This is a genomic window from Rhodococcus sp. 14-2496-1d (genome assembly GCF_002259365.1).
In the GTDB taxonomy this organism is placed as follows: Bacteria; Actinomycetota; Actinomycetes; order Mycobacteriales; family Mycobacteriaceae; genus Rhodococcoides.
Map to the genome: position 1 here is coordinate 30,702 of NZ_NPFV01000028.1, position 24,832 is coordinate 55,533.

At 64.8% G+C, this 24,832-nt stretch carries 28 protein-coding genes; 14 read left to right on the forward strand and 14 right to left on the reverse strand.

The window, feature by feature from the left end; all coding sequences use genetic code 11:
• Positions 1–30: 30 nt before the first annotated feature.
• The 3 genes from CH296_RS20285 to CH296_RS20295 all read right to left on the reverse strand — a co-directional run bounded on the left by CH296_RS20285 (position 31) and on the right by CH296_RS20295 (position 2,868).
• Positions 31–801: an SDR family NAD(P)-dependent oxidoreductase gene (locus CH296_RS20285; RefSeq protein WP_094685632.1), complete on the reverse strand. Its 771-nt coding sequence runs from the start codon at positions 799–801 to the stop codon at positions 31–33.
• 27 nt (positions 802–828) lie between these two features.
• Positions 829–1,260 (reverse strand): nuclear transport factor 2 family protein, encoded by a 432-nt coding sequence (locus CH296_RS20290; protein WP_094647608.1) that lies wholly within the window; start codon positions 1,258–1,260, stop codon positions 829–831.
• Between the two features lie 216 nt (positions 1,261–1,476).
• Complete coding sequence (locus CH296_RS20295) at positions 1,477–2,868, reverse strand: LLM class flavin-dependent oxidoreductase (protein WP_094685633.1); 1,392 nt, start codon at positions 2,866–2,868, stop codon at positions 1,477–1,479.
• A gap of 170 nt (positions 2,869–3,038) precedes the next feature.
• On the opposite strand from CH296_RS20295, the gene CH296_RS20300 reads away from it, so the two are divergent.
• The 4 genes from CH296_RS20300 to CH296_RS20315 all read left to right on the forward strand — a co-directional run bounded on the left by CH296_RS20300 (position 3,039) and on the right by CH296_RS20315 (position 6,433).
• Complete coding sequence (locus tag CH296_RS20300; RefSeq protein WP_094631634.1) at positions 3,039–4,046, forward strand: methionine ABC transporter ATP-binding protein; 1,008 nt, start codon at positions 3,039–3,041, stop codon at positions 4,044–4,046.
• Positions 4,043–4,747 carry a methionine ABC transporter permease gene (locus CH296_RS20305; RefSeq protein ID WP_032394457.1) on the forward strand — a complete coding sequence of 235 codons (705 nt, stop codon included), beginning with the start codon at positions 4,043–4,045 and terminating at the stop codon, positions 4,745–4,747. Before CH296_RS20300 ends, CH296_RS20305 begins: the two co-directional genes overlap by 4 nt.
• 26 nt (positions 4,748–4,773) lie before the next feature.
• Positions 4,774–5,661, forward strand: a complete 888-nt coding sequence (locus tag CH296_RS20310; RefSeq protein ID WP_094685634.1) for a MetQ/NlpA family ABC transporter substrate-binding protein — start codon at positions 4,774–4,776, stop codon at positions 5,659–5,661.
• Positions 5,662–5,758: 97 nt separating this feature from the next.
• The gene (locus CH296_RS20315; protein WP_094685635.1) at positions 5,759–6,433 is read left to right on the forward strand and encodes a nitroreductase; all 675 of its coding nucleotides are present in this window, start codon (positions 5,759–5,761) and stop codon (positions 6,431–6,433) included.
• On the opposite strand, the gene CH296_RS20320 is transcribed toward CH296_RS20315, so the two are convergent.
• Both CH296_RS20320 and CH296_RS20325 read right to left on the reverse strand, forming a co-directional pair.
• On the reverse strand, positions 6,430–6,858 hold the full coding sequence (locus tag CH296_RS20320) for a hypothetical protein (protein ID WP_032394455.1): 429 nt from the start codon (positions 6,856–6,858) through the stop codon (positions 6,430–6,432). The two genes, CH296_RS20315 and CH296_RS20320, sit on opposite strands and share 4 nt — an antisense overlap.
• Positions 6,859–6,902: 44 nt before the next feature.
• Positions 6,903–7,844, reverse strand: a complete 942-nt coding sequence (locus tag CH296_RS20325) for an NAD(P)/FAD-dependent oxidoreductase (protein ID WP_094685636.1) — start codon at positions 7,842–7,844, stop codon at positions 6,903–6,905.
• Positions 7,845–7,948: 104 nt separating this feature from the next.
• On the opposite strand from CH296_RS20325, the gene CH296_RS20330 reads away from it, so the two are divergent.
• On the forward strand, positions 7,949–9,358 hold the full coding sequence (locus tag CH296_RS20330; protein ID WP_094682267.1) for an amino acid permease: 1,410 nt from the start codon (positions 7,949–7,951) through the stop codon (positions 9,356–9,358).
• On the opposite strand, the gene CH296_RS20335 is transcribed toward CH296_RS20330, so the two are convergent.
• Positions 9,355–10,521, reverse strand: a complete 1,167-nt coding sequence (locus tag CH296_RS20335) for an iron-containing alcohol dehydrogenase (RefSeq protein WP_094685637.1) — start codon at positions 10,519–10,521, stop codon at positions 9,355–9,357. The genes CH296_RS20330 and CH296_RS20335 overlap by 4 nt on opposite strands.
• A gap of 88 nt (positions 10,522–10,609) precedes the next feature.
• On the reverse strand, positions 10,610–12,103 hold the full coding sequence (locus CH296_RS20340) for a CoA-acylating methylmalonate-semialdehyde dehydrogenase (protein WP_032394722.1): 1,494 nt from the start codon (positions 12,101–12,103) through the stop codon (positions 10,610–10,612).
• A gap of 112 nt (positions 12,104–12,215) precedes the next feature.
• Here CH296_RS20340 and CH296_RS20345 point away from each other — a divergent pair, with 112 nt between their 5' ends.
• From CH296_RS20345 to CH296_RS20355, 3 genes are all read left to right on the forward strand, one after another.
• Positions 12,216–13,112, forward strand: a complete 897-nt coding sequence (locus CH296_RS20345) for a LysR family transcriptional regulator (RefSeq protein WP_094685638.1) — start codon at positions 12,216–12,218, stop codon at positions 13,110–13,112.
• A gap of 191 nt (positions 13,113–13,303) precedes the next feature.
• Entirely contained in the window at positions 13,304–13,429 is a 126-nt protein-coding gene (locus CH296_RS29610; RefSeq protein ID WP_256978899.1) for a hypothetical protein, read from the forward strand.
• 46 nt (positions 13,430–13,475) lie between these two features.
• The gene (locus tag CH296_RS20355; RefSeq protein WP_094685639.1) at positions 13,476–14,444 is read left to right on the forward strand and encodes a cobalamin biosynthesis protein; all 969 of its coding nucleotides are present in this window, start codon (positions 13,476–13,478) and stop codon (positions 14,442–14,444) included.
• Here the strand turns inward: CH296_RS20355 and CH296_RS20360 are convergent.
• The 3 genes from CH296_RS20360 to CH296_RS20370 are packed head-to-tail and all read right to left on the reverse strand — an operon-like array spanning position 14,385 to position 16,492.
• Positions 14,385–15,311 carry an SURF1 family protein gene (locus tag CH296_RS20360; RefSeq protein ID WP_094685640.1) on the reverse strand — a complete coding sequence of 309 codons (927 nt, stop codon included), beginning with the start codon at positions 15,309–15,311 and terminating at the stop codon, positions 14,385–14,387. The genes CH296_RS20355 and CH296_RS20360 overlap by 60 nt on opposite strands.
• Before the next feature lie 18 nt (positions 15,312–15,329).
• Entirely contained in the window at positions 15,330–15,803 is a 474-nt protein-coding gene (locus CH296_RS20365; RefSeq protein WP_176459219.1) for a low molecular weight protein-tyrosine-phosphatase, read from the reverse strand.
• The gene (locus tag CH296_RS20370) at positions 15,800–16,492 is read right to left on the reverse strand and encodes an HAD-IA family hydrolase (RefSeq protein WP_094631646.1); all 693 of its coding nucleotides are present in this window, start codon (positions 16,490–16,492) and stop codon (positions 15,800–15,802) included. The genes CH296_RS20365 and CH296_RS20370 overlap by 4 nt, the downstream gene beginning before the upstream one ends.
• 55 nt (positions 16,493–16,547) lie before the next feature.
• Here CH296_RS20370 and cobC point away from each other — a divergent pair, with 55 nt between their 5' ends.
• The 4 genes from cobC to CH296_RS20390 all read left to right on the forward strand — a co-directional run bounded on the left by cobC (position 16,548) and on the right by CH296_RS20390 (position 20,678).
• A complete protein-coding gene (gene cobC / locus CH296_RS20375) occupies positions 16,548–17,585 on the forward strand; it encodes an Rv2231c family pyridoxal phosphate-dependent protein CobC (RefSeq protein ID WP_094685711.1) in 1,038 nt (345 codons plus the stop codon).
• Positions 17,586–17,599: 14 nt separating this feature from the next.
• The gene (locus tag CH296_RS20380) at positions 17,600–18,721 is read left to right on the forward strand and encodes a Nif3-like dinuclear metal center hexameric protein (protein ID WP_094685712.1); all 1,122 of its coding nucleotides are present in this window, start codon (positions 17,600–17,602) and stop codon (positions 18,719–18,721) included.
• 104 nt (positions 18,722–18,825) lie between these two features.
• Positions 18,826–19,563, forward strand: coding sequence for a zinc ribbon domain-containing protein (locus CH296_RS20385; RefSeq protein WP_094685641.1), 738 nt, complete (start codon positions 18,826–18,828; stop codon positions 19,561–19,563).
• 5 nt (positions 19,564–19,568) lie between these two features.
• Entirely contained in the window at positions 19,569–20,678 is a 1,110-nt protein-coding gene (locus tag CH296_RS20390; protein ID WP_094685642.1) for a bifunctional RNase H/acid phosphatase, read from the forward strand.
• 17 nt (positions 20,679–20,695) lie between these two features.
• On the opposite strand, the gene CH296_RS20395 is transcribed toward CH296_RS20390, so the two are convergent.
• Together CH296_RS20395 and CH296_RS29615 are read right to left on the reverse strand one after the other, a co-directional pair.
• Entirely contained in the window at positions 20,696–21,538 is an 843-nt protein-coding gene (locus CH296_RS20395; protein WP_094657665.1) for a helix-turn-helix domain-containing protein, read from the reverse strand.
• On the reverse strand, positions 21,535–21,657 hold the full coding sequence (locus CH296_RS29615; protein WP_256980521.1) for a hypothetical protein: 123 nt from the start codon (positions 21,655–21,657) through the stop codon (positions 21,535–21,537). The genes CH296_RS20395 and CH296_RS29615 overlap by 4 nt, the downstream gene beginning before the upstream one ends.
• Here CH296_RS29615 and CH296_RS20400 point away from each other — a divergent pair.
• Together CH296_RS20400 and CH296_RS20405 are read left to right on the forward strand one after the other, a co-directional pair.
• The gene (locus CH296_RS20400; RefSeq protein WP_176459220.1) at positions 21,656–22,354 is read left to right on the forward strand and encodes an SDR family NAD(P)-dependent oxidoreductase; all 699 of its coding nucleotides are present in this window, start codon (positions 21,656–21,658) and stop codon (positions 22,352–22,354) included. The two genes, CH296_RS29615 and CH296_RS20400, sit on opposite strands and share 2 nt — an antisense overlap.
• A gap of 132 nt (positions 22,355–22,486) precedes the next feature.
• Positions 22,487–23,047 carry a hypothetical protein gene (locus tag CH296_RS20405; RefSeq protein WP_179277789.1) on the forward strand — a complete coding sequence of 187 codons (561 nt, stop codon included), beginning with the start codon at positions 22,487–22,489 and terminating at the stop codon, positions 23,045–23,047.
• A 7-nt stretch (positions 23,048–23,054) separates the two neighbouring features.
• Here CH296_RS20405 and CH296_RS20410 read toward each other — a convergent pair whose 3' ends face one another.
• Both CH296_RS20410 and CH296_RS20415 read right to left on the reverse strand, forming a co-directional pair.
• Positions 23,055–24,305, reverse strand: a complete 1,251-nt coding sequence (locus tag CH296_RS20410) for an SLC13 family permease (RefSeq protein ID WP_094685645.1) — start codon at positions 24,303–24,305, stop codon at positions 23,055–23,057.
• A complete protein-coding gene (locus CH296_RS20415) occupies positions 24,302–24,826 on the reverse strand; it encodes a DUF1697 domain-containing protein (protein ID WP_094685646.1) in 525 nt (174 codons plus the stop codon). Before CH296_RS20415 ends, CH296_RS20410 begins: the two co-directional genes overlap by 4 nt.
• Between the last annotated feature and the right edge of the window lie 6 nt (positions 24,827–24,832).

Genomic DNA, 24,832 nt, shown 5'->3' on the forward strand with positions numbered 1-24,832 from the left:
ATGCCCTGCAGGGCGGTGAGTGTCCGTCGGCTACATCCCGGTCATGCCGCCATCCGCAGTGAAGATGCTGCCGGTGACATACGACGCCTTGTACGAGGCCAGGAAGAGCACGACATGTGCGATCTCCTCGGGCTCGGCGTACCGCTTGATCGCGGTGCTGTCGGCGAACTGAGACTTCGCTGCCTCGGGGTTGCCGGCCGACATGCCGTTTTCGATTCCTCGCATCATCCGAGTGTTCACCGGACCGGGACACACTGCGTTCACTCGGACACCGCTGTCTGCAGCTTCCAACGCGGCCACGCGCGTCAGGCCGATGACAGCGTGCTTCGAGGCGGTGTAGACGCCGAGGGCGGGAAAGCCGATCAACCCTGCCATCGAGGACGTATTGACGATGGCACCCGACTTCTGTGTGATCATCGTCGACAGGACGTGTTTGATGCCGAAGAACGATCCCTTCACGTTCACGTCGAGGATCGTGTCCACGGTCTCGGCGTCGGTATCGACCAAGGCTCCGGTCTTACCTTCCACGCCCGCATTGTTGAAGAAGACGTCAATCCTGCCGAACCGCGTCATGGCACTGGCGACGTATCCTTCGACCTCTTTTTCGCTCCTGACATCGGCTGCCACGAGTAGCAATCGGTTCTCGGGGAGGCCCAGATCGGCGGCGATCTTCTCCAGCGCCGACAGGGACAGATCCACCAACACCAGCGTCGCGCCCTGTTCGGCGAACGCCTTTGTCGCAGCATGGCCGATGCCGCCGGCTGCACCGGTGATCAGAACGACCTTGTCTTCGAAATCCATGATTGTCCCTCTTCGTTTCGCGAGTGGTCAGACGTTTTCTGTGACGGCGGTGAAGTCAGCGATCTTGGTGTGCGCGGTGACGTCTCTGCGCGAGTACTTCCACCCGCTGTCCGTCTTTTCCAGTGCGTCGTTGTACTCGCAGATCGTCCCTTCGGTGCGTCCGTCTTTCGCCGAGAAGAAGAGGAGATAGCACTTCTGAGTGGCTTCGTTGCCGTTCACCGTGATGATCTCGTTGGTCGTGAGGTGGTGCATTCGTCCGAATGCCTCGGTGACGATCGGCATGAAACCGAGCAATTCCTCCGTGCCAGTGGGGGTCTGGCCCGGAAGGAGGGCGTTGAACACGCCCGTGGCGGTGAAACAGTCTGCCCAGGCAGGACCGTCGGTTTCGTCCACCGCAAAGTTGTACCGAGCGTTCAGTTCTTGGATGGCGTGCACGTCTTCTACCGATGAAACGGTCATGGCGCTCCTGTCGAAATGGCTGAGCCGCCGATGCGCGGCGGCACTGAGACTCGGAGGGCGACAGTGACCTCGCGAGGTACCCCCACGAGCGAGAGTCGTTCTCGTCCGAGTGGGGCGACAGAATTCATCCAAGCGCGAGATCGGCGAACAGCATCGAACGAGCGTGCAGATGTTCTGGTACGGATGCGCACACATCCCGACGCGTCCGGTCGTGGGTCACGCCTGCGCGCGACGACTCCTGACTCCCCGTACGATCTGCTGCGCCCGATGCTCCTCGGGCAGTCGATCACCGTTACCGAAGAGCTTGTGCCGCAACGTGCCCGGCGTGTATTCGGTGCGATAGACACCCCGCCGCTGCAATTCGGGGACGACGAATCGAACGACGTCCTCGAACGTTCCCGGGGTGATGGCGTACGCGAGATTGAAGCCGTCGACGTCGGTCTCGTCCGCCCACTCCTGCAGTTGATCCGCGACTTCGCCGGGGGAGCCGACGATGCGCGGACCGGCACCACCGATGCCGCCCCACTCGGCGATATCGCGCACCGTCCACTCCTTGCCATCGGCACCGATGGACTGGAACGACGAGACGAACGACTGAATCGCATTGCTCTCGACATTGCCGAGCGGCTCGTCGAGCGCGTACCGCGACAGGTCGACGCCCATCCAGCCCGACATGAACACCAACGCACCCTCGGCACTGGCATACGACCGATACTCGTCGTGCTTGGCATGGGCGAGTTCGGATGTCTCATCGGTGACGATGGTGAGCAACTGATAGATGCGCGCCGAGTACGGATCGCGGCCGGCATCTCGCAATGCTCGACGAATATTCGAAACCGTCTGCGCCAGAATCTCCTTGGTGGGTGCACCGACGAAGATCGCTTCGGCGTTCTGCGCCGCGAACCGTACGCCACGCGGCGACGCGCCGGCCTGGAAGATCACCGGCGTCCGCTGCGGCGACGGCTCGGCCAGATGAATGCCCGGCACCGTGAAGTGCTTGCCGCGGTGTTTGATTCGATGCACCTTGGTGGGATCGGTGAATACACCGGTCTCACGATCGCGGACCACCGCGTCGTCGTCCCACGACGCCTCCCACAGCTTGTAGAGCACCTCGAGATATTCGTCGGCGTGGTCGTAACGATCGTCGTGCTTCAGCTGATCGTCGTGTCCCATGTTCTGCGCCGCCGACGGTAGATAGCCGGTCACCACGTTCCATCCGATCCGGCCGTTGGTGAGGTGATCGAGCGTGGAGAGCCGTCGCGCGAACGGATACGGATGCTCGAATCCGGTACCCGCAGTGATCCCGAAGCCCAGATGCTCGGTGACCGCGGCCTGCGCACTGACGAGCAATAGTGGGTCCGACACCGGAATCTGCGCGCCGTGCCGAATGGCGGCGTCGTGATTACCGCCGTACACGTCGTACGTGCCGAGGACGTCGGCGACGAACAGACCGTCGAACAGGCCGCGCTCCAACAGCTTCGCCAGATCGGTCCAGTAGCCGAGTTCCTTGTATCGCCACGATTGATCCAGCGGATGACGCCAGAGACCGGGGGACTGATGCGCGACGCAGTTCATGTCGAAGGCATTGAAACGGATCTCGCGTGACACGGGGGAACTCCTTCGGCGGGACGATCTGTCTTCGATATCGACAGCGGTGCGACGCTACCGACGACCTAGGCCGGTGGGAACAGTTCGGATCGTGATGAGTCGATAGCTGGTCATCGAGTCGCCGGTAGCTCATCGTTGCGCCGTCACATCAGCGAAAAGAGCGTCGGAGCATGATCGAAATAGCGCAATTGACCAAGACGTACGGGACGGGGGAGAACACGACCGTCGTCCTCGACCGGCTGGATTTCACGGTGCAGTCCGGCGAGATCCTGGCCGTCGTCGGCCCCAGTGGTGCCGGCAAAAGCACGCTGGCCCAATGTATCAACCTCTTGACGCGGCCCACCTCGGGCTCGGTGATCGTCAACGGGGACGATCTCGCGCAGTTGAACGCCAAGCAGCTTCGGGTTGCGCGCCGGCGCATCGGCACCGTGTTTCAGTCGTCGAGTCTGCTCTCGCGCCGAACCGTGGCCGAGAACGTCGCATTGCCCCTCGACTTCCTGGGGGCGACTAAAGCCGAGACGGCCCGAAGGGTGGGTGAGCTTCTCGACCGAGTAGGGCTGTCCGACAAAGCCGCTCGCTATCCGTTTCAACTCTCGGGCGGGCAACGCCAAAGAGTGGGAATCGCGCGCGCACTGGCGCTCAGGCCGTCGGTGTTGCTGTCCGACGAGGCGACATCCGGCTTGGATCCGCAGACCACCGAATCGGTGGTCGAGTTGCTGCGTGAACTGCGTCGTGATCTCGACCTCGCCATCGTGTTCATCACCCACGAAATGGATACCGTTCTGCGAGCTGCGGATTCGGTGGCCAGGCTCGATCACGGTCGTATCGTCGAATCGGGGAAGCTGGTCGATCTGTTGACCGACCACCGCTCGCGGCTCGGCAACGAGCTGCGCCCTCGGCGTGACGACGCACAGGCTGCAGCCGGCGACGTGCACTGGAAGGTCACCTACGATTCGCCCGATGTTCCGCAGGACTGGATCGGGAGGCTGGGTCAGGATCTGGGCGTGCAGGTCGCGTTGTTGGGCGCGTCCGTGCAGGTTGTGGCCGGAGTGACGGTCGGCAGCGCGTCGATCGGCGTCGGTGGCCACCTGAGTGCACGCGTCCCTGATGCACTCACGGCGCTGGGGTTGTCCGGCTCCGTCGACGGGAATCATCCGGTATTGGAAGTCGCGTCGTGATCGCGGTACTCGCGGCAGGAAACAAGGTTCCGGTCGACGAACTGCCGGCTCTACTGTTGCCCGCGTTGGGCGACACCCTCACGATGGTCGGGATCGTGATGTCCATCGTGGTGATCGTCGGTGTTCCACTCGGAGCGGTGCTGTTCAACCTCGGTCCCGGCGGACTGTTCGAGAACCCGGTGCTGCACACGCCGGTCAGCTGGATCGTCAGCATCGGACGATCGTTGCCGTTCCTGATCCTGATGGCCGCGCTGGTTCCGGTGACCCGATGGATCACCGGAACCAACATCGGCATCGCAGCGGCAGTGGTACCGATGTCGTTGGCAGGCATCGCCTTCTTCACCCGCATCGTGGAGAACTCTCTGCGCTCGGTTCCGACGTCGGTGGTCGACGTCGCTCGGGCATCCGGTGGTTCCACACTGCAGGTCACCACCACGCAGCTGTCCGAGGCGGTTCCGTCGATCATCGGCGGGCTGACCATCAACGTCATTGCCATGATCGAATACTCGGCCATCGCCGGCACCATCGGCGCAGGCGGAATCGGTTATGTCGCAGTTACATACGGATACCAGCGATTCGATCACACCGTCATGATCGCCACGATCGTCATCCTGATTCTCACCGTCGCCGTCGTACAGCTCGTCGGCGATGCACTCGTTCGCTTCACCACACCTCATCAGCGCGCTGTGCGCACTGCCTGAACCACACCCGAAAGGTTCCATCCACCATGACAACGTCCACCGAAGCGCACGGCTTCGAGCTGAAGAACCGTCGGAAAGCGCCCTGGATCATCGCCGCAGTCGTCGTGCTGATCGCCCTCGCCGTGATCGTCCGCATCGCGTTCTTCGGCGACACCGCATCGGCCAACGACACCGAGGGAGCAACACTCGTCGTCGCCACGGCAGAGGGCAATGCGTCCGAACAGGCGCTCGTCGAATTCGTCGCAGACCAGGTTGCCCCCAAATACGGCATCACGGTCGCATTCCGCGGACTCGCAGACAGCAACACCATCAACCGCGCCGTCAGCGAAGGTGAGGTGGCCGCAACCGTCTACCAACACAAGCTGTGGCTCGGTCAGGTCCTCGAATCGAACCCCGACTTCCAGGAGGAGGCCGCAACGCCGGTGTTCCGGTGGGGATTCGGCCTGTGGTCCGACAAGTACTCGGACCCAGCTCAATTGCCGGACGGCGCAACGGTTTCGCTGTACTCCGACCCGGCCAACGAGGCCCAAGGCCTGTGGGTACTCGAGCGAGCCGGCCTGATCACGCTCGATCCCGCTGTCGACAAGTCGACGGCCACGCAGAAGGACATCGTCGGAAACCCGAAGAATCTGAAGTTCACGCTGCTGGACTTCGCTGCGCAATCGAGGGCACTGCCGGATCTCGATGCGGCGGTGGGCTACACCGAGTACTACCTCGCCGCAGGCATTCCCGTCGAAAAGCAGATCTTCGCCCCGCCGGCACCGGACGAGTTCGCAGGCCAGCTGACCATCGGTAGCCGGTGGGCAGATACGGACAACATCAAGAATCTCGTCGCCGCATTCAAGGACCCGGCGGTGCAGGAATTCCTGGCGACCGACCCGCGTGTGAAGGACATCCTGCTTCCTCTCCAGTAGACCGGGCTGCGCCCGACGGTCCAGCACATGACCGTCGGGCGCAGCCGTGGTGTTACCTTCGACCCGCACCCGACAGCACTGACACGAGGCGGACGACGTGACCCGGTACGACGCGCTGACAGAACTACTCGACGAGCGGTACTCGTGCCGGCAGTTCCTGCCGAAGCCGGTCCCTCACGAGGTCCTCGAGCAGCTACTCACGGCCGCCCAGCGAACTCCCTCCTGGTCCAACACCCAGTCGTGGCAGATCATCGTCACCGAGGGCGATGCCACCCGAAAGTTCTCCGAGGCCTTGGTCGAGCACGTGGCGTCCGGGGCACCGCAACCGGACTTCTCGTTCCCGGCGAACTACAACGCTCTGCACCGAGCCAGACGACGCGAATGCGGTGGCGCACTCTACGAGAGCATCGGGGTGGTCAAATCCGACACCGAGGCAACGACGCGTCAGTTCATCCGCAACTACGAGCTGTTCGACGCACCGCACGCGGCCATCATCACCACCGACGCCGATCTGGGCACGTACGGGGCCGTCGACTGCGGGTTGTACCTCCAAACCTTTCTGCTTGCCGCGCAGAGTCTCGGTCTCGGCGCCATCGCGCAGGCAGCACTGGCCGCGTACTCACCGTTTCTGCACGAATGGTTCGACATCCCGGACACCCGAAAAGTGGTGGCCGGCATCTCCTTCGGTTACCCCGACGAGACACATCCGATCAACGGATTCCGTACCAGCCGAGCGCCTCTGGACGAGACGGTGACATTCGTCAGCAGCTAGGGAGCGAGTTGCGGGCCGAACTTCGTCTCGATCTCGGCGAAGAACGCATCGGCCAATGCGACGAACTGCTTCTCGTCGAGCGCGATTCGATCGCCGACGGCGTATCCGAGAATGCTTTTCGCAGGATCGAGATTTATGGTCGGATCGCTGGTCATGATGTCGTCGGCAGTCGTCATCGACGCCGCCAGGACTCGGACCTCGTTGAGTGGATTGCCGTTCTTCTTCTCCTGGCCGCGCATGCGGTGCAAAAAATAGACCTCGAGCGTCAGGACGAGATTGTTGAAGAAGGCGACGTCGAATGCCTCGTCCACGGCAGTCGTCGTCGTTCGATTCGACGCGACCGCACGGTATGCGGCGAGCTGAGAATCGAGGCGCGCACGGCAGGCGTCGATGTATTCGCGGGAGTACGACTTCACGGACAGCACGCGGGCGATCCTAATCCGGCTCGTGGTTCGACGCCGGGCAAACGTCAGTGCGAATGGCGTCGCACGAGTTCTCTGCCCACGTCCGTTCCCGAACGCCAGGCGCTCTCGACCCGGGGCACTCCGGATTCGCACCACTGATCGCCGGCCAGTCCGACGAGTCGTCCATCCTGGTGCTGGAGCTGGAAGTTGGAATCGTGTTGCGCCGCAGGCTTGGCGAATGTCCACCTGTGGGCGTGGGTCCACGCGGGGTCCGCCGAGACGACGGACAATTCGCGTAGCGCGTCGAGAACCGGGGCGATCGCCCCGTCGGGGTTGTCCAGATGCTGCTGCGCGCGCCGCGACGTCGTGTGCACCACGAGAACCGGAGCGCCGTCGCCGCGCCGGGCACCGTCGTCGACGACGAAGTCGATATCGGGATGATCGTTGACGAACGCTGCGTCTCGAAAGGGAATGTCGAGTCCGTCGAATCCACACGCCACCGCGATGACCGGGTCGTAGTCGACGGCATCGGGAACGGCGGTCAGTCGCGTCGCCTGCGGATCCGGCATCGCCACCACGACGTGGCCGTCGGGAAGGTCGGTCAGCTCCATGGAATGTTCGATGTCGAAGCCGTCGAGCATGTTTCGCACCAAGGATCGAAGCCCGTTCGGGGTCGCCCAGCGAACCGGGCCGGTCGTCGTGCACGGAACCGTTTCGGGTTTGAGAATGCCGAACGTGTTGGCCCACTGACGCGCCAATCCACCCGACTCCCAGTCGGCCACGACCGTCGCAAATTCTTGATCTCGGACGGTGAAGTAGCCCGCCCCCAGATCGACGCGACGGCCGTGCAACTCGGGCGAGGACATCCGCCCACCCGGAGCGCGGCCTCGGTCGACGATGCGAAACGGTACGTCTGCGTCGCGGAGAACCCGCGCGCAGGCCGCGCCTGCTATGCCGGCACCGATGATGGTGACCGGATCGGAGATGATGCCCGCTTCGGAGTTCATCCGTCCAGTATGCCGGGATTCGTCCGAATATCTCTGTACCACCGGCTGTCTGGACATATCGGTCACCCGCTGCGTCTGCGTTCACTTTGTGTTCGACTACAGGGATGGCCATTACGGAGAAGCCGGATACCGGCGAGAACGGACTCGGCACCAGCCTCAAGCCACGGCACGTGACGATGATCTCGATAGCCGGAGTCATCGGCGCAGGTCTGTTCGTGGGTTCGGCCAACGCCATCGCGACGGCAGGCCCAGCGGTGCTGCTGGCGTACCTGTTCGCGGGAACACTCGTGATCCTGGTGATGCGCATGCTGGGGGAGATGGCGACGGCCAATCCCGACACCGGCTCGTTCTCCACCTATGCCACTCGCGCCCTGGGGCATTGGGCCGGATTCTCGGTCGGATGGCTGTACTGGTGGTTCTGGGTGTTGGTGATCCCGGTCGAAGCCACCGCGGCTGCATCCATTCTCACGAACTGGCTCGGCGGCGCGCAATGGATGTGGGCACTGCTCATCGTCGTTGCCCTCACCGCGACCAACCTGATCAGCGTCGGCAACTACGGCGAGTTCGAGTTCTGGTTCGCCCTGGTGAAGGTCGTGGCCATCATCGCGTTCATCGGCCTCGGGATCGCGGCGATCTTCGGGTTGCTACCCGACTCGGAAGTCAGTGGTGTCGACCAACTCTGGGCCTCGGGTGGTTTCATGCCGCTGGGCTTCGGCGCGGTGATCGCGGCCATGCTGACGACGATGTTCTCGTTCATGGGCTCGGAGATCGTCACCATCGCCGCTGCCGAATCCAAGGATCCGGCCAAGGGAATCACCCGCGCCACCAACTCGGTGATCTGGCGAATCTCGATCTTCTACTTCGGTTCCATCTTCGTCATCGTCGCATTGGTGCCCTGGAACGAACTGGATCCCAACACGGGCTCGTACCAATTCGTCCTGTCCAAGATGGGGATCCCGCACGCCGAGACCATCATGGACATCGTCATTCTGACCGCGGTCGCGTCGTGCCTGAATTCGGCGCTCTACACCGCGTCGCGCATGCTGTATTCGCTCGGCGATCGAGGTGACGCACCGAGGGCGGTCAAGAAGATCACGACGAACGGGGTGCCGTGGGTTGCGGTGATCGCCTCGATGGTGCTCGGGTTCCTCGCGGTGGTCGGAAACTACATCCTGCCCGAGAAGCTCTTCACCTACCTGCTGGCGACCACCGGCGCCGTCGCGCTGTTCGTCTACCTGGCCATCGCCAGTAGCCAGCTGGTGCTGCGGCGTCACCTCGACCGCGACGGCGAACGCCCCGCCGTTCGGATGTGGCTCTACCCGTGGCTGACGTACCTTGCCATCGGGTTCATCGTCTTCGTGCTGGTGATGATGGTGGTGCGGCCGGAGCAGCGGTCGTCCATTCTGCTGTCGGCAGTGCTGGCGGCCGTGACCGTGATCGGTGGAATTGCGGTGCAACGCCGAAATACGCGGCGCGACACCGTGGCCGCCCGCGCATCCGGTTCTCCCGACTAGATTCCCGCGTACACCTGCCGGTACAGGTCGACGATCTGCTCGGCTGTCGGCACCACCGGATTGTTGCCGGGGCTACCCGAGGCGAGCGCCTGCTCGGCCATCAGCGGCAACAGCTGGTCCCACTTCGCCTTCTCGATCCCGAAGGTCTCCGGCGTCGGAACCTCCACCTCACGGCACAGCGTGACGATCGCATCCTGCAACTTGCCACCGGCAAGCTGATCCGAATCGCTTTCCGACGCCGCGCCCAGTGCGCGGGCGCAATCGGCGTAACGCGCCTGGGCCCCGTCGATCGAGAATGCCGTGACGGCAGGCAACAGCATCGCGTTGGAAAGCCCGTGTGCCACATGGAAATGCGCGCCGATGGGTCGACTCATACCGTGCACCAGGCAGACGCTCGCATTGGAGAAAGCCATTCCCGCCTGCGTCGAGGCATGCATCATCGCCTCGCGCGCCTGCCGGTCGTCGCCGTCCCGATAGGCCCGCAGCAACGACGTCCCGATCGTGCGAATCGCACTGAGGGCCAAACCGTCGGAAATGGGGTTGGCCTTCTTGCTCACGTACGCCTCGATGGCATGAGTGAGCGCATCGACGCCGGTATCGGCCGTCAAGCGCGCCGGCATCGACATCGTCAACTCGAAGTCGATGATCGAAGCAATCGGCAGGAACGACAGCCCGGGGCACAACATCTTCTCGTCCGATGCCACGTCGGTGATGATGGTGAACTGAGTTGCCTCCGAACCACTTCCGGCCGTGGTAGGGACAGCGATGATCGGTAGCGCGGGGCCGGTCGACAGCACCGGAGCCTTGAAGTCCCGCATCGTGCCGCCCTGCACCGCGAGAATGGCCAGCGCCTTGGCCGTGTCCATCGGACTGCCGCCGCCGAACCCGATGATCGAATCGGCCGAATGCTGCTGCACCGCGTCGAGGCCCGCAACCAACGAATCGGTCGTCGGATCCGGAACGGTGCCCGAGAACAGAGCCGGCGTCTTCCCGGCCTCGGTCATGATCTTCATCAAACGATCCGCCGAGCCGTTACCGGCCATGAACGCATCGGTGACGAGCAACGGCCGTGACACGTCGAGATCGGTCAGCACCGTCCCCAGCTCTTCGACGGCACCGCCGCCCAGCTTGAGGAACCGAGGAAACGAGATGTTGGAAACCATGGTGTTCTCCTTCGCGAGGTGACCATGTGCGCGGAACTTCGTAACCTGCTACGAAGTTCCGCGCACATGGGCTGGCTGTTTTCGGAACTCAGCTGTTCTCAGGGAAGCCGAGGTTGATGCCGCCGTGGCTCGGGTCGAGCCAGCGGCTGGTGACGGCCTTTCCTCGGGTGAAGAAGTGCACTCCCTCGGTGCCGTGGGCGTGGCTGTCGCCGAAGAGCGAGTTCTTCCAACCGCCGAAGCTGTAGTAGGACATCGGAACCGGGATGGGGACGTTGATGCCGATCATGCCGACCTCGACCTCGTTCTGGAAGCGTCGGGCCGCGCCGCCGTCGTTGGTGAAGATGGCGGTGCCGTTGCCGTAGGGATTGTCGTTGATCAGCTGCAGTGCGTCGTCGTAGGTGTCGACGCGAACGACCGACAGGACGGGTCCGAAGATCTCGTCGGTGTAGATGCTCATGTCGGGAGTCACGTGGTCGATCAGGGTGGGGCCGAGCCAGAATCCGTCGGTGCCACCGTCGGGCTGGACGGTGCGGCCGTCGACGACGAGGGTGGCACCTGCCGCTTCGCCTGCATCGACGTACGAGGCGACCTTGTCACGGTGTGCCTTGGTGACGAGCGGACCCATGTCCGCCCCTCGGGTGCCGTCGCCGGTGACCAACGGTGTTGTCCGCTCGGCGATCTTGGCGACGAGTTCGTCGGCGATGCTGCCGACGGCGACGAGGGCGGAGATGGCCATGCAGCGTTCGCCTGCGGAGCCGAAGCCCGCGTTGACCATGGCGTCGGCGGCGAGATCGAGATCTGCATCGGGGAGGACGACGGCGTGATTCTTGGCTCCGCCCAGGGCCTGGACGCGTTTTCCGTGGGCGGTGCCGGTGGCGTAGACGTACTGGGCGATGGGGGTGGAGCCGACGAAGGAGATCGACTTGATCTTCTTGTTCTCGAGGAGCTCGTCGACGGCAACCTTGTCGCCCTGCAGGACGTTGAAGACGCCATCGGGTAGGCCTGCCTCGGCCCAGAGCTCGGCGAGCCAGATACTGGCGCTCGGGTCCTTTTCGGACGGTTTGAGGACGACGGTGTTGCCTGCCGCGATGGCGATGGGGAAGAACCACATCGGGACCATGGCGGGGAAGTTGAAGGGCGAGATGATGCCGACCGGTCCGAGCGGTTGACGGATGGAGTAGACGTCGACGCCGGTCGACGCGTTCTCGGTGTATCCGCCCTTGAGCAGATGTGCCATGCCGCAGGCGAATTCGACGACCTCCTGGCCGCGGCCGATCTCACCCAGGGCGTCGGAGAGAACCTTGCCGTGTTCGGCGGTGATGATGGCGGCGAGCTCGTTCTTCTTGGCGTTCAACAGCTCTCGGAAGGAGAACAGGATGGAGGTGCGCTTGGCCAGTGAGGTGTCGCGCCACGCCGGGAATGCGGCTGCGGCGGCGTCGATGACCGCACGGGCATCGTCTGTGTCGGCCAGGGTGAGCGTTCCGGTGACCTCGCCGGTGGCGGGGTTGGTGACGGGGGCGGTCCGGTCGGAGACGCCGGAATAGGTCTTTCCATCGAGCCAGTGCGTGATGACGTCGGTCAACGTTCGATCCTTCCATCGGTGTGTCTCGAGTCTCACTTGTACGGATGCACATGTCAAAGGCCAAAACCGCAGATCGCTGTGCAGAAATGCACACCGGCGATAGTCTCGGTAGGTGTTCAACGCAGACCATCTCCGCTACTTCCTCGAAGTGTCGAGGACCGGGCGTTTGACCGACGCCTCGCACACTCTCGGTGTCGACCACACCACCGTCGGTCGGCGCATCACGGCTCTCGAGAAGTCGGCCGGGCAGCGCCTGTTCGACAGAACGCCGTCGGGTTGGCGACTGACCGAGGCGGGTCGACGCCTCGTCGCATACGCAGAGACCGTCGAGTCGACACTCATCGCGGCGTTCGAGGATCAGACCTCGGACACCGGCTCCCTGCGAGGAACCGTGCGGATCGCGGCCCCGGACGGTTTCGGAGCGTTCGTGCTGACACCGAAACTGGGAGTACTCCGAGACAAGCACCCCGATCTCGACATCGAACTGGTCACCGCCACCGAGCACAACTCGCTGGCCACCAGGGAGTTCGACATCGCAATCACGTTGGAGCGGCCGTCACCGAGGTTCGTCGTGACCCGCAGGTTGGCGACGTACTCCCTCGAGCTCTATGCGTCCGCCGAGTACCTCGCCGCGATGGCACCGATCAGGACCGTCGACGAGCTGCGTGAACACACACTGATCTCGTACGTGGACGCGCTGCTCGATGTGGCACCGCTGCGCATCCTGGATGCGATCCTGCCGGAGGGCCACGCTCAGATTCAGACCAACAACATCACCGGGCAGTGGATCGCGGCGAGATCCGGTGTGGGGATTGCGCCCCTGCCCAGCTATATCGGTGAGCCGGACGGGGCCCTCGTGTCGGTGCTGCCCGGTGTCGTCTCGGTCGAGCGCACGTATTGGACGGTGGTACCGCGAGAGCTGACCGGACTCGCGCGGGTGAAAGCCGTCGACGAATTTCTCCGGTCGGTCGTGACCGACGAACAGCATCTGTTTCCTGTGCCGCAGTAACGACGGGACAAACGCACATCCCGAGAGTGTCGGTGGCCGTTGATATTTGGACGATCCGATGAGACCGACGTCTCGTGACCACGGACACACGTGACGCCGACCTCAAAGGCGTGGGAATCGCCTTACTCGCGGGTAACAATCTGTTACGCCCACATCCGCTCGGCGGATCCACACGAGATTCTGGGGGAATCATGACGATGTTCGTAATGGCAGCAGTCGGCTTCGTAGGAATGGCAATCGCCTTGCTCAACGACGGAAGCGACATCGACTTCCGCAACCGTCAACTGGCAGGTGCGTACCGTCACCGCTGGGCCTGACAGTCCGGTGTCCTGAGCCCGGTGTGCAGTTGGCAAGATTCGTGGGATGTGGACACACCCCCGAGCGATCGGCTTACTGGTCGGCTACGGCCTCGATCGAGTGTTCGCAGACCCGAGACGCTGGCACCCGGTCGCAGGATTCGGGACCACGGCACTGCGCGTCGAACGCGCCCTCTACCGCGACAGTCGAGCCTCGGGCGTCGTCCATGCGGCCGCGCTGATCGGCTCGATGACCGCACTCGGCGTCGCGTCGAGTCGCGTGGCCGCCCGTGTGGGTGCACCTGCTGAAGTCGCTCTGGTGGCGGCGGCTACCTGGGCCGCGCTCGGAGGCACGTCACTGTCGAAGGTGGGCCGGCAGATGGCCGACCATCTCGACAACGACGACCTCGAGAGTGCACGCGCACTGCTGCCGTCACTGTGCGGTCGAGATCCGGAACCACTCGACTCCGACGGCCTCGCACGCGCCGCCCTCGAGTCCATCGCGGAGAACACCTCCGATGCGACGGTCGGCGTGTTGGTGTGGGGAGCGCTGGCCGGGGTGCCGGGAATTCTGGCCTACCGAGCGAGCAACACGCTCGACGCGATGGTCGGCTACCGCTCGCCGAAGTATCTGCGCTTCGGTTGGGCCGCAGCGCGAATCGACGACGTTCTTAACCTGCTGCCGGCCCGCGTCACCGGCCTGGCGACGGTCGTCGCAGCTCCGTCGGTGCAGGGTTCGCCCACCCGAGCCCTGAAGATGTGGCGACGCGACGCCGCGCAGCACCCCAGCCCCAACGCAGGTGTCGCGGAGGCGTCGGCTGCCGGGGCACTGGGGCTGCAGCTCGGCGGTAGAACGCAGTACCGACACGGCGTCGAGATCAGGCCGACACTCGGTGACGGACACGCGCCGACCGCACGTGATCTTCGCCGATCGGTCGCACTGTCGAGCCGAGTGCAAGAACTGTCTGCGGTCGCGTCAGCGATTCTTTCCGTAGCGATCGGCCAGGCGAGGATTCGACGGCGTCGTCGGGCGTGACGCCGCGCGTGCCCTCGCTCGCTTCTCGCGACGCGTGGGCAGCGTGAACTCTTCTTCCTCGTCCGGACCGGCCTGATCCGGACCGGCCTCGCCCTCGGTATCCGGCTCGCCGGACATCGCGTCCGCGAGTTGTGCACGTGCATTGCGGCGTTCCCGTATCTCCGCGCGAGCGAAATACGCCAGACCCAACGGTGCCATGATGCCGAACGCCAGCCACTGCAGACCGTAGGACAGATAGGGGCCTGCGTCGGTCTGCGGCAGTTCGATCAAGCCGAGACCGCCCGGCTGACCGTCGTCGAGCTGGAGGTATCCGTCGATGGCGTCGACTCCTACCGCCGCGCCGATCTGTTCCGGGTTGATGTTGTAGACCTGCAGTCGACCGTCGTCCTCGACGGGCTCGCGCGAGGTGCCCTCGGCTTGTCGTACCCGCGCGTTCAGTGTCACGTCACCGGTGGGGGCCGCCTCGAACTCGGGCGCTCTGGTTCCTTCCACCGGCAGTACGTATCCGCGGTTGACGAGCACGGTGGGCCCGCCGTCGATCACGAACGGGGTGATGACCTCGTATGCGGGCTGATCACGGATGCTGCGCAGCCGCACCAGCACGTCGGAATCTGCGACGTAGGACCCGGGGGCGATGACCCGACGCCACTCGTCCTCGGCCGGAAACCCGTCAGCGGTGAGAACGTCCGAGATCGGTACCGGATCCGCGTCGACGGATCGGGTGATCAGATCGTTGCGCTCGGACGTCGAGGTGTTCTTTCCCAACTGCCACGGAGCGAGCACGCTGAAGCACAGGAACGCGAAGGCCAGCACCACCGCAGCCAGCACCAACCACTTGGGTCGCAGCAAGAACGCTAACTTGTCCACGCCACCACGGTAGCCGGGTCAGCGAGGGAGCCGAGACCGTGCCCAGTCCAGCAAGCCGGGCACGGCACCTTCGATCTGCTCGCGCACCTCGGTGAATGCCGAATCGGATGAGTAGTACGGATCGGCCACCGACGAGTCGTCGGCATCGGGGTCGAACGACCGCAGCAAGGCGACACGATCGGCCGGAGCACCGAGCTGCAGCAGGGCGCGAGCATGGCCGGTATCGAGTGCGACGATCAGATCCGCTGCCAGATGATCCGGCCCGACCTGCGCCGCCGCGTGCTCGCTGTCGTATCCGTGGGCATCGAGCTCGGCGACGGTTCGAGGATCCGCGCCGTCGCCCACATGCCAACCGCCGGTCCCGGCGCTCGAGACGCGCACCGCCTCGCTCAGGCCGGCGTCGCGCAAATGACCAGCGAAGACCTTCTCGGCCATGGGCGATCGGCAGATGTTGCCGGTGCACACGAACGTCACGTGCAGTGGCTCGGTCATCGCACGGCCGCCGTGTTCTGCTCGAGCACGGCGGCCAGCTCGTCCATGCTCGACGCGGTGAACGCGGCGTCGTCGCTCTCGCCGTCGACGCCGTAGCCCCACTCGACGTACACCGTGGGAATGCCGAATCGGGCGGCGCCGTGCACGTCGTGATCACGATCACCGATCATGATCACCCCGGCGGTGCCGCCGTCCGCGGACTCCACCGGGTCGATGCCGAGGTTGGTCAGCGAATGCGCGATCACGTCGGACTTCGCCCGTCGGGTGCCGTCGTTGCTGGCACCGCCGATGAACTCGAAGTACCGCGACAGACCGAAGTGGTCCAGAATCCGGACCGCGAATCGCTCCGACTTCGACGTCGCCACACCGAGTCGGACGCCGCGATCCTGCAATCGCGTCAACACCGACTCGATGCCGTCGAACGCGGTGTTCTCGGCCCAGCCCCGCTCGTCGTAACGCTGGAAGTACGCCGCCAGGGCACGCTGCGCCGCATCCTCGTCCAGGCCGAGGCCGCGCAACGTGTCGATCAGGGGTGGTCCGACGACCATCGACAGCTGTTCCTCGGTCGGTTCGGGTGCATCCACCGACGCCAGTGCGTGGCGAAAACCGGCGTGAATTCCCGGTGCGGAATCGGTCAACGTCCCATCGAGATCGAACAGGACAACGGACGCGGGAGCATCGACAGACATGGTCGGAGCCTATCGGTGCGGGCTGTTCGGTGACGGCGCGGCTACGCTCGTCGCGATGTCCGACACAGCTGCCGATCCCGATGCGCTCCTCCGTCACCACGGAGACGTCGAGGTCGATTCCGGATTCGTCGACTTCGCCGTCAACGTACGCGGCGACGGACCGCCGGCATGGCTTCGCGATCGGCTCGGCGCGGCACTGAGTTCGTTGGGTTCGTACCCGAGCACGGCCGCCGAGACGGCCGCGCGAGAACAGGTGGCCGAACACCACGGCCGCTCACCGGACGAGGTACTGCTGCTCAGCGGCGGGGCCGAGGGTTTCTCGATGCTGCCGCGGCTTCGGCCCCAGCTCGTGGCGACGATCCACCCGTCGTTCACCGAGCCCGACTGGGTGCTGGAGCAGGCAGGCATTGCGGTGCACCGAGTGATCCTGCCGCCATCCTTCGAGCTCGACCCGACGCTCGTACCCGACACCGCCGACATGGTGATCCTCGGCAACCCGACCAACCCCACATCGGTTCTGCACCCCCGTGAGGCGGTCCTGAGTCTGCGTGGATCCGGACGCATGCTGGTGATCGACGAGGCCTTCGCCGACGCAGTGCTCGGGGAGGGGGAATCGGTGGCGTCGCAGAGCCTGGACGATGTGCTGGTTCTGCGCAGTCTGACCAAGACGTGGGCGTTGGCGGGATTGCGGTGTGGATACGCGCTGGGGCACCCCGACGTCCTCGCGCGACTGCAGTACGGCCGTGCGCACTGGCCCCTGGGGAGCCTGCAGATCGAAGCGATCCGCGCCTGCACCGAACCGTTCGCCGTCGATCGGGCACGCGTCGAATCGGAGCGCATCCACCGCGAACGCACCACGATGACCCAGCGCCTCGAGGCGCTGGGCCTGGACATCACCGGCCCGGCCCGTGCGCCGTTTCTGCTGCTGCGCGTCGACGGAGCCGACGTCGTTCGAGAACGCCTGCGCACGATGGGTATCGCGGTGCGGCGCGCGGACACGTTCCCGGGGCTCGACCGGCACTACCTGCGCGTCGCGGTACGGGACTCGCAGCGGGTCGACATACTGGTGGACGCGTTGAAGACCGTTCTGTGAGGAGAGCAGCGAACATGGCAGTGACACTGGCCGACGTCATCGAGGTGCTCGACGACGCGTACCCACCCCGTCTTGCGGAGAGCTGGGACTCGGCGGGCCTGGTGTGCGGAGATCCGAAAGCTGTTGTGCAGCAAGTCGTGTACACCGTCGACGTCACCGACGCCGTGGTCGACGACGCCATCGCCCGCGGTGCCGATCTCATCGTCGCCCACCATCCCTTGCTGCTCAAAGGCGTCGACACCGTCGCGGCCGACACCGCGAAAGGATCGGTGATCCACCGCCTGATCAAGGCCGACTGCGCGCTGTTCACCGCCCACACCAACGCCGACTCCGCAGATCCCGGAGTCTCCGACGCACTCGCATCCGCGCTCGGGGTGATCGACACCCGGCCACTCGATCCCATTCCGTCTCCCGCACACGACAAGTGGGTGGTCTTCGTGCCCACCGCCGACTCGGCGGCGGTGCGACAGGCCCTGTTCGACGCCGGAGCCGGGCAGATCGGCGAGTACAGCGAAGCGAGCTGGCAGAGTGCGGGTCTCGGCCGATTCCGTCCGGGCCCGAACGCACACCCGACACTCGGCGTTCTCGGCGAGGTGCACACCGAGGCGGAGGATCGCATCGAGGTCGTGGCCCCCAAAGGGCTACGTGCTCAGGTACTTTCGGCGATGCGTCGGGCGCACCCGTACGAGGAGCCCGCGTTCGACGTATTCGAATCCGCGGCTCTACCGTCGTGCACCGGCCTGGGCCGCATCGGAAAACTACCGAATCCGATGACATTGGCCGAGTTCACCGAGGTCGTCCGCGAGGCGTTGCCCGCCACGACGTGGGGAGTACGCGCAGCGGGAAACCCCGCCGCCATGGTTTCGGTGGTTGCGATGTGCGGGGGAGCGGGTGACTCGTTCCTCTCCGCGGTGGCGCGCACCGACGCCGATGTGTACGTCACCTCCGATCTGCGGCACCACCCGGTCGACGAGCACCTGCGCGCCGGCGGCCCCGCGGTGATCGACACCGCACACTGGGCCTCGGAGTTCCCGTGGTGCGCACAGGCGCGAGGCATCGTCGACGCCGCGTTCGGTGACACCGAGGGATGGAACAGCTGGGTCACCGAGGTGCGTACCGACCCGTGGACACTGTGATCATCGAACCCGCGACCTGCCATCGAGTGGATCCGGCTCACTCATTTTCCTGCAGCCGGTAGGGTAATCCGAATCAACTTCCATAGTCGCAGGAGTCATCAAGCGTGAACGTCGATCCCAAAGTCCAGGCCTCGCTGCTCGAATTGGCCGGTGTGGATACCGAACTCTCGCAGATCGCCCACCGCCGCAAGAGCCTCCCCGAACAGCAGGAGGTGGACAAGCTCGAGACCGAGCGCACCACGCGCAAGGATGCCGCGGTGACGGTGCAGATCTCGATGGACGACCTCGACCGGGACATTCGCAAACTCGAAGGCGAGGTCGACGCGGTTCGGCAACGCGAAGCCCGCGACAAGAAGATGCTCGAGAGCGGCACCATCGCACCGAAGCAGATGACCGAACTGCAGCACGAGCTCGGCAGCCTCGAACGTCGTCAGGGCATCCTCGAAGAGGAACTGCTCGAGGTCATGGAGCAGCGTGAGGCCAGCGAGCGCGACTACGAGCACGCCGGTGCGCAACTGACGCAGATCGAGGACGAGTTGGTCGACGCCGGCCGCCGCCGTGACGACGCCGTCGCAGACCTCGATGTCGCCGAGAAGCGCAGCGCCGAGCGCCGCGAATCGTTGGCCGCGGGATTGCCCGCGGATCTGCTTGCGCTCTACGAGAAGCAGCGAGCGCTCACCGGCCGCGGTGCGGCACTGCTGCAGGCTCGTCGATGTGGAGCGTGCCGGATCGAACTCGATCGCAACGAGATCGCGAGCATTGCCAACAAGCCCGCGGATGCTCTGATTCGTTGCTCCGAGTGCAACGCAATCCTGGTGCGCACCAAGGAATCCGGAATTTGAGTCAGGTGTCGAGAGTCGTTGCCGAGGCCGACGGTGGATCGCGTGGAAATCCTGGGCCCGCCGGCTACGGCGCGGTGGTGCTCAGTGCAGATCGCTCGCAGGTGCTCGCCGAGCGTCGGGCGTCGCTGGGCGTGGCGACCAACAACGTGGCCGAGTACAACGGACTGATCGCCGCACTGACCGCGGCCCGCGATGTCGGGGCCCGTGAGGTTGCCGTCCGCATGGACTCCAAACTCGTCGTCGAACAGATGTCCGGACGCTGGAAAGTGAAGCACCCGGACATGATTCCGCTTCAGCGACAAGCGGCCGAACTCGCCCGCGGCTTCGATTCCGTCACCTACGAGTGGATTCCGCGTGCACAGAACTCGCACGCGGATGCGCTGGCCAACGAGGCGATGGACGCGGCGGCCGAGGGCGTGGACCTGTCGGATCGGCCCGACGCCGAGCCGGTAGCAGCGAAGCCCGCGTCGCCTGGATGGACCGGTGCGATGGGGGAGCCGACCCGCCTGCTGCTGTTGCGACACGGCCAGACCCCCATGTCGGTCGACCGTCGATACTCCGGCCGGGGCAATCCCGACCTGACCGAACTGGGTCGACGCCAAGCAGATTCTGCCGCAACGGTTCTCGGTGCACGGACGGATATCGACGCCATCGTTGCCTCGCCGCTCGCGCGCGCCCAACAGACTGCTGCGGCGACAGCCGACCGTCTCGGTTTGCCTGTCACCACGGTCGACGGTCTCATCGAAACCGACTTCGGCGACTGGGAAGGGCTCACCTTCACCGAGGCCATGGAACGTCACCCCGAGGTCCACAAGGCGTGGCGCGGCGACACCTCCGTCGCACCGCCGAACGGGGAGAGCTTCGACGCGGTGCGCGTGCGCATCGAAGCGACCCGCGACCAGTTGCTCACCGAGTACGCCGGCAAAACGCTCCTGGTGGTCACCCATGTCACCCCGATCAAGATGCTGCTGCAACTTGCACTCGACGTCGGCCCGTCGCTGCTGTATCGACTGCACCTCGACCTCGCGTCGCTGAGCATCGCGGAGTTCTACCCCGACGGCGGGGCCTCGGTGCGCTTGGTGAACGACACCTCGCACTTGGCCTCGTCGGCCTGAATCGCGGCTCGGTTCCGTTAACGGGATCCGGGCGACAACAGCGACAACAGTCTCGACTCGTCTCGCGAACCAGGTGCTGCGGTGTAGACGATCACTCGCACGTCGGAGCCGGCAGGCTCAAACACGTCCCCATCGAGGACCATCGACCCAACCAGGGGATGGTCGATGCTCTTGCGTGCTCCCCGGTAGACGGTCGGACGTGCAGAGCGCCAACGATCGGAGAATTCGTTGCTGCGGGCCCGAAGGTCACGGACCAGACTGTCGAGCTCGGCGTCGTCGGGATGCGATATCTGTGCCACACGGAGGTCCCCGACCAGAGCGTCCCGATACTGCTCTCGTTGTGCGGGATCGACCCACATCGACGACGTGTCCTCGGTCATCTCGAACCAGACCTGGTTGCGTGAATGTCCGGACAGGTCCATCGGATCGCCCATCAGCGCGGACCACGCCGCGTTCCATCTCAGCAGCCACCAATCCGCCGCGTACACCGCCGAAGGCCAGTGGTCGGCTCGGGCCAGCAGTCGATCGACACTGTCCGGTACCGATCGATCGACAGCCGACGACGGTGCCGCGAGTCCGGCAGCTCGATACAACACCCCGGCATCGGCGAGGTCGAGACCCAAGGCCCGAGCCAGAGCAGCGACCACCGCCGCCGACGGATTCGACGCACGGCCCTGCTCGAGTTGAACCAGATAGTCCACGGAGATTCCGGCGAGGGTGGCGAGTTCTTCGCGGCGCAGACCCGACGAACGCCGAGGTCTGACGGTCGAGTCGGACGGAACGGGTGCGCTGCGGTCACGCCAGCCACGGAGCACCGACGAGAAACCCGCCGGTCGGCGTCCCTGCTGCTCTACGGTCATCTCCCCACTGTGCCACTCGGCCACTTCGTCTCCTCGACGACGACGTGGGTGGTACCGGCAGACCTACCGACAATCGGCATCTTCTCGATCGGATCGCCGAGCCCTAGCGTCGACGTCATGAGCACAATCACGATGATCACCGGCGGCAACAAGGGAATCGGCCACGAGACAGCACGGCGCCTGCAGCGTGCCGGCCACACCGTGATCATCGGTGCCCGCAACCGTGAGCTCGGTCGTGCTGCTGCCGCCGACCTCGGCGTCACCTTCGTCCAACTCGACGTCACCGATCAGGGCAGCGTCGACGCTGCCGCACACCAGGTGCGTGTGGACCACGGACGGCTCGACGTCCTGATCAACAACGCCGGCATCACCGGGGCCTTCGTGCCGCTCGAGGAAGGATCGGCGGACGACGCCCGAGATGTCTTCGACACCAACGTCTTCGGCGTCGTTCGAGTGACCAACGCATTCGTGCCACTGCTGCAGATCTCGAAGAATGCACGAATCGTCAACGTCTCCTCGGGTGTCGGATCCATCCACGACACCATCGAGCAGGGCTGGTTCGACTGGCAGGTGGTGCCGCCGATCTACGCGTCGTCCAAGACGGCACTCAACATGCTCACGGTGAAGTACGCGCACGCACTCCCCACGATGCGAGTCAACGCTGCCGACCCCGGCTACACCCGTACCGATCTGAACGGCGGCAAGGGAGCACACGACGTCGCGCAGGGCACCGACGAGATCGTTCGACTCGCCACGATTGCCGAGGACGGACCGACCGGCACCGTAGGAAACAGTCAGGGTCTGCTTCGCTGGTGAGTCATCGACCGAGAAGGCACTGAGCGCCTTCCGACAGGTGGGGCGTCGGACCGGCATGTCGCTCGGGTCGAGTGGGGGATGATGCGTTGCGTGGTCACTGACGCCGTGCGCGAGCCCATGGCGGCGCGCTGGATGGTAATCGCATCGCCGGCATCGGCCGCCGCCGGGCTGGCAGTTGCCTTCACCTGGCGATACTGCGTGCCCCGGATGTGGATCGATGCCGACGCCCCACCACCTGTGAATCCGATCGACTCCGGGTACTTTCGCGTGTACGACTACGTGCAGTACGTGTCGGGACCGCCGTGGTGGCCGATAACGTTGGTCGCTCCAGTCGCGGCACTTCTGGTCGGGACCGTCGTCTCGATCACGGTCGGATGGATTCTGCGCGGCCGATCTCACGGCCGGGCACTGCATATGGCGGCCCCACTCGTGGCGGGAGGCCTCGTAGGCGCGGGGGCAGCATGGTGGGCACGACGTCGACCTCCCGAGATCCGCATCAGGATGGTCGCGGATCCTTACTTCGATGACCTCGGGCCGACCGGCGCTGCACGCCAGGAGATCTACGGCGGACCGCCCCTGTTCGACACCGTGCATGCCGGGCTGCTCTTGCCGGTCGTGGGGGCGGTGGTCGGTACCGTGGTCTTCGCTGTGGGTGTGGCGGTCACGACACTCCGCGTACGGCGCTCGATCTGACCGAGGCTCAAACCTGCAATGCAAGCCACAGGCCCGCCACTGCACCGACGATGGTTAGGGGAGTCGTGATGACGCCAAGAATGGTGAACGTCTTCAGATCGGCCGGCTCGTCGTTGGCCGATGCGACGCGTCGCCAGAGCATGATCGCCAGCGATCCGACGTAGGTGAGATTGGGGCCGAGGTTCACCCCGATCACCATGGCCAACAACAGTGCCGGGGGAGCGTCGGCCCCGAATGCGGCCAGCAGCAGCAGCGTCGCGGGCAGGTTGTTGACGATGTTCGACGCCACCGCCGCGATGGCGGCCGCGGCCAGCAGCGAGGCGAAGCTGGTGTCGGACGGCAGAATTCGGGACAGCCAGTCGCCGATCGGGCCTGTGGTGACACCGAGAACGACGATGCCGAGCAAGAAGACGAAGCCACAGAACGGTAGATCGGCACCGCGCAGAATGGCGCGAGCACTGGTGTGACGTCCTCGAAGCGCGGGGATGGCCAGTGCCGCCGATCCCACCGCGGCCACCCAGAACGGTTCGACGTCGAACAGCCCTGCCACGGCGAAACCGACGAGTGTCGCGGCGAGGATGACCAGCGTGGTCCGGGGTGCAGGGACGTTCTCGGCGCTCTGCAGGGTCGAGCTCTTCGGCGGTGTGGCGGTGCGAGTCAGATCCTTGCGGAAGAAGATCAGGAACACCGCCAACTCGATGGCCACCGCGAATATCCAGGGCAATGCCATCAGAGCGGTGAAGTGCAGGAAGGTGAGTCCGGTCGCGGCGAATGCGAGCAGGTTGGTCAGGTTCGATACCGGCAGCAGCGTCGACGCCGAATTGGACAGGTGCGCCGTGGCGTAACTGTGTGGACGCGGCGACATTCTCAGGACGCGAGCAGCACCGATGATGGCCGGCGTCAACAGCACCACGGTGGCGTCGAGGCTCAGTACTGCCGTGGTCGATGCGGCTGCTGCGAACACGAGTGTCAACAGTCTGCGGGGGCTGCCCTTCGCACCTCCTCGCAGCTTCGCCGCGATCCAGGTGAACACTCCGAGCGCGTCCGACAGATGCGCCAGGATCAGGATGAACGCCAGAAACACGACGGTCGGAGCGAGTTCGAGTACCTGCTCGCGTGCGGCGTCGAGGCTGACGAGGCCGACGACCAGGACGATCGCGGCAGCCGGCAGCGCGGCGACGATCTCGGGCAGACCCCGGGGTCGGACGATCGCGAAAACGAGCACAGCTGCGACCAGTGCCGCGGCGAGAACGGTCACGCGAGAATCTTCACGAGAGTGCGCAGATTTCGAGTGGTGGTCGTCGGCTTGAATTTCGCCTTGGCCGTCGCTTTCCCGAAGCGACTCGTCGTCGTGCTCCCCGCGCGGACCTCCCAGTACACGACATCGCGTCCGGCAGCGACACGTTCGAGCTCGACATCGAGTTCGTCTGCGAGAGCGGACAATTCGGTCAGATGGGTGGAGTCGGTTCCGAACACCACGTAAGGATGCCACCCTTGCCGTTCGGCGTCGAACGGGTAGCACTCCACGATCGCCCGAAGTGTCGGCACGTCCAGGACGACAACCCAGGCCTGATAGCCGAACGCCTGGGCAAGCGTGTTCTCCACCTGTTCCTTCACGACGACGGAAGTCAGCGGGGAGTTCAGCAGGACATTGCCGGTCGCGAGAACAGTGCGGACATCGGTGAAGCCGGCCGACGTCAGGGCCGCACGAAGATCGGCCATCTTGATGTTGATGCCACCGACATTGATGCCACGCAGCAACACGACCCACTCACTCATGAAGGG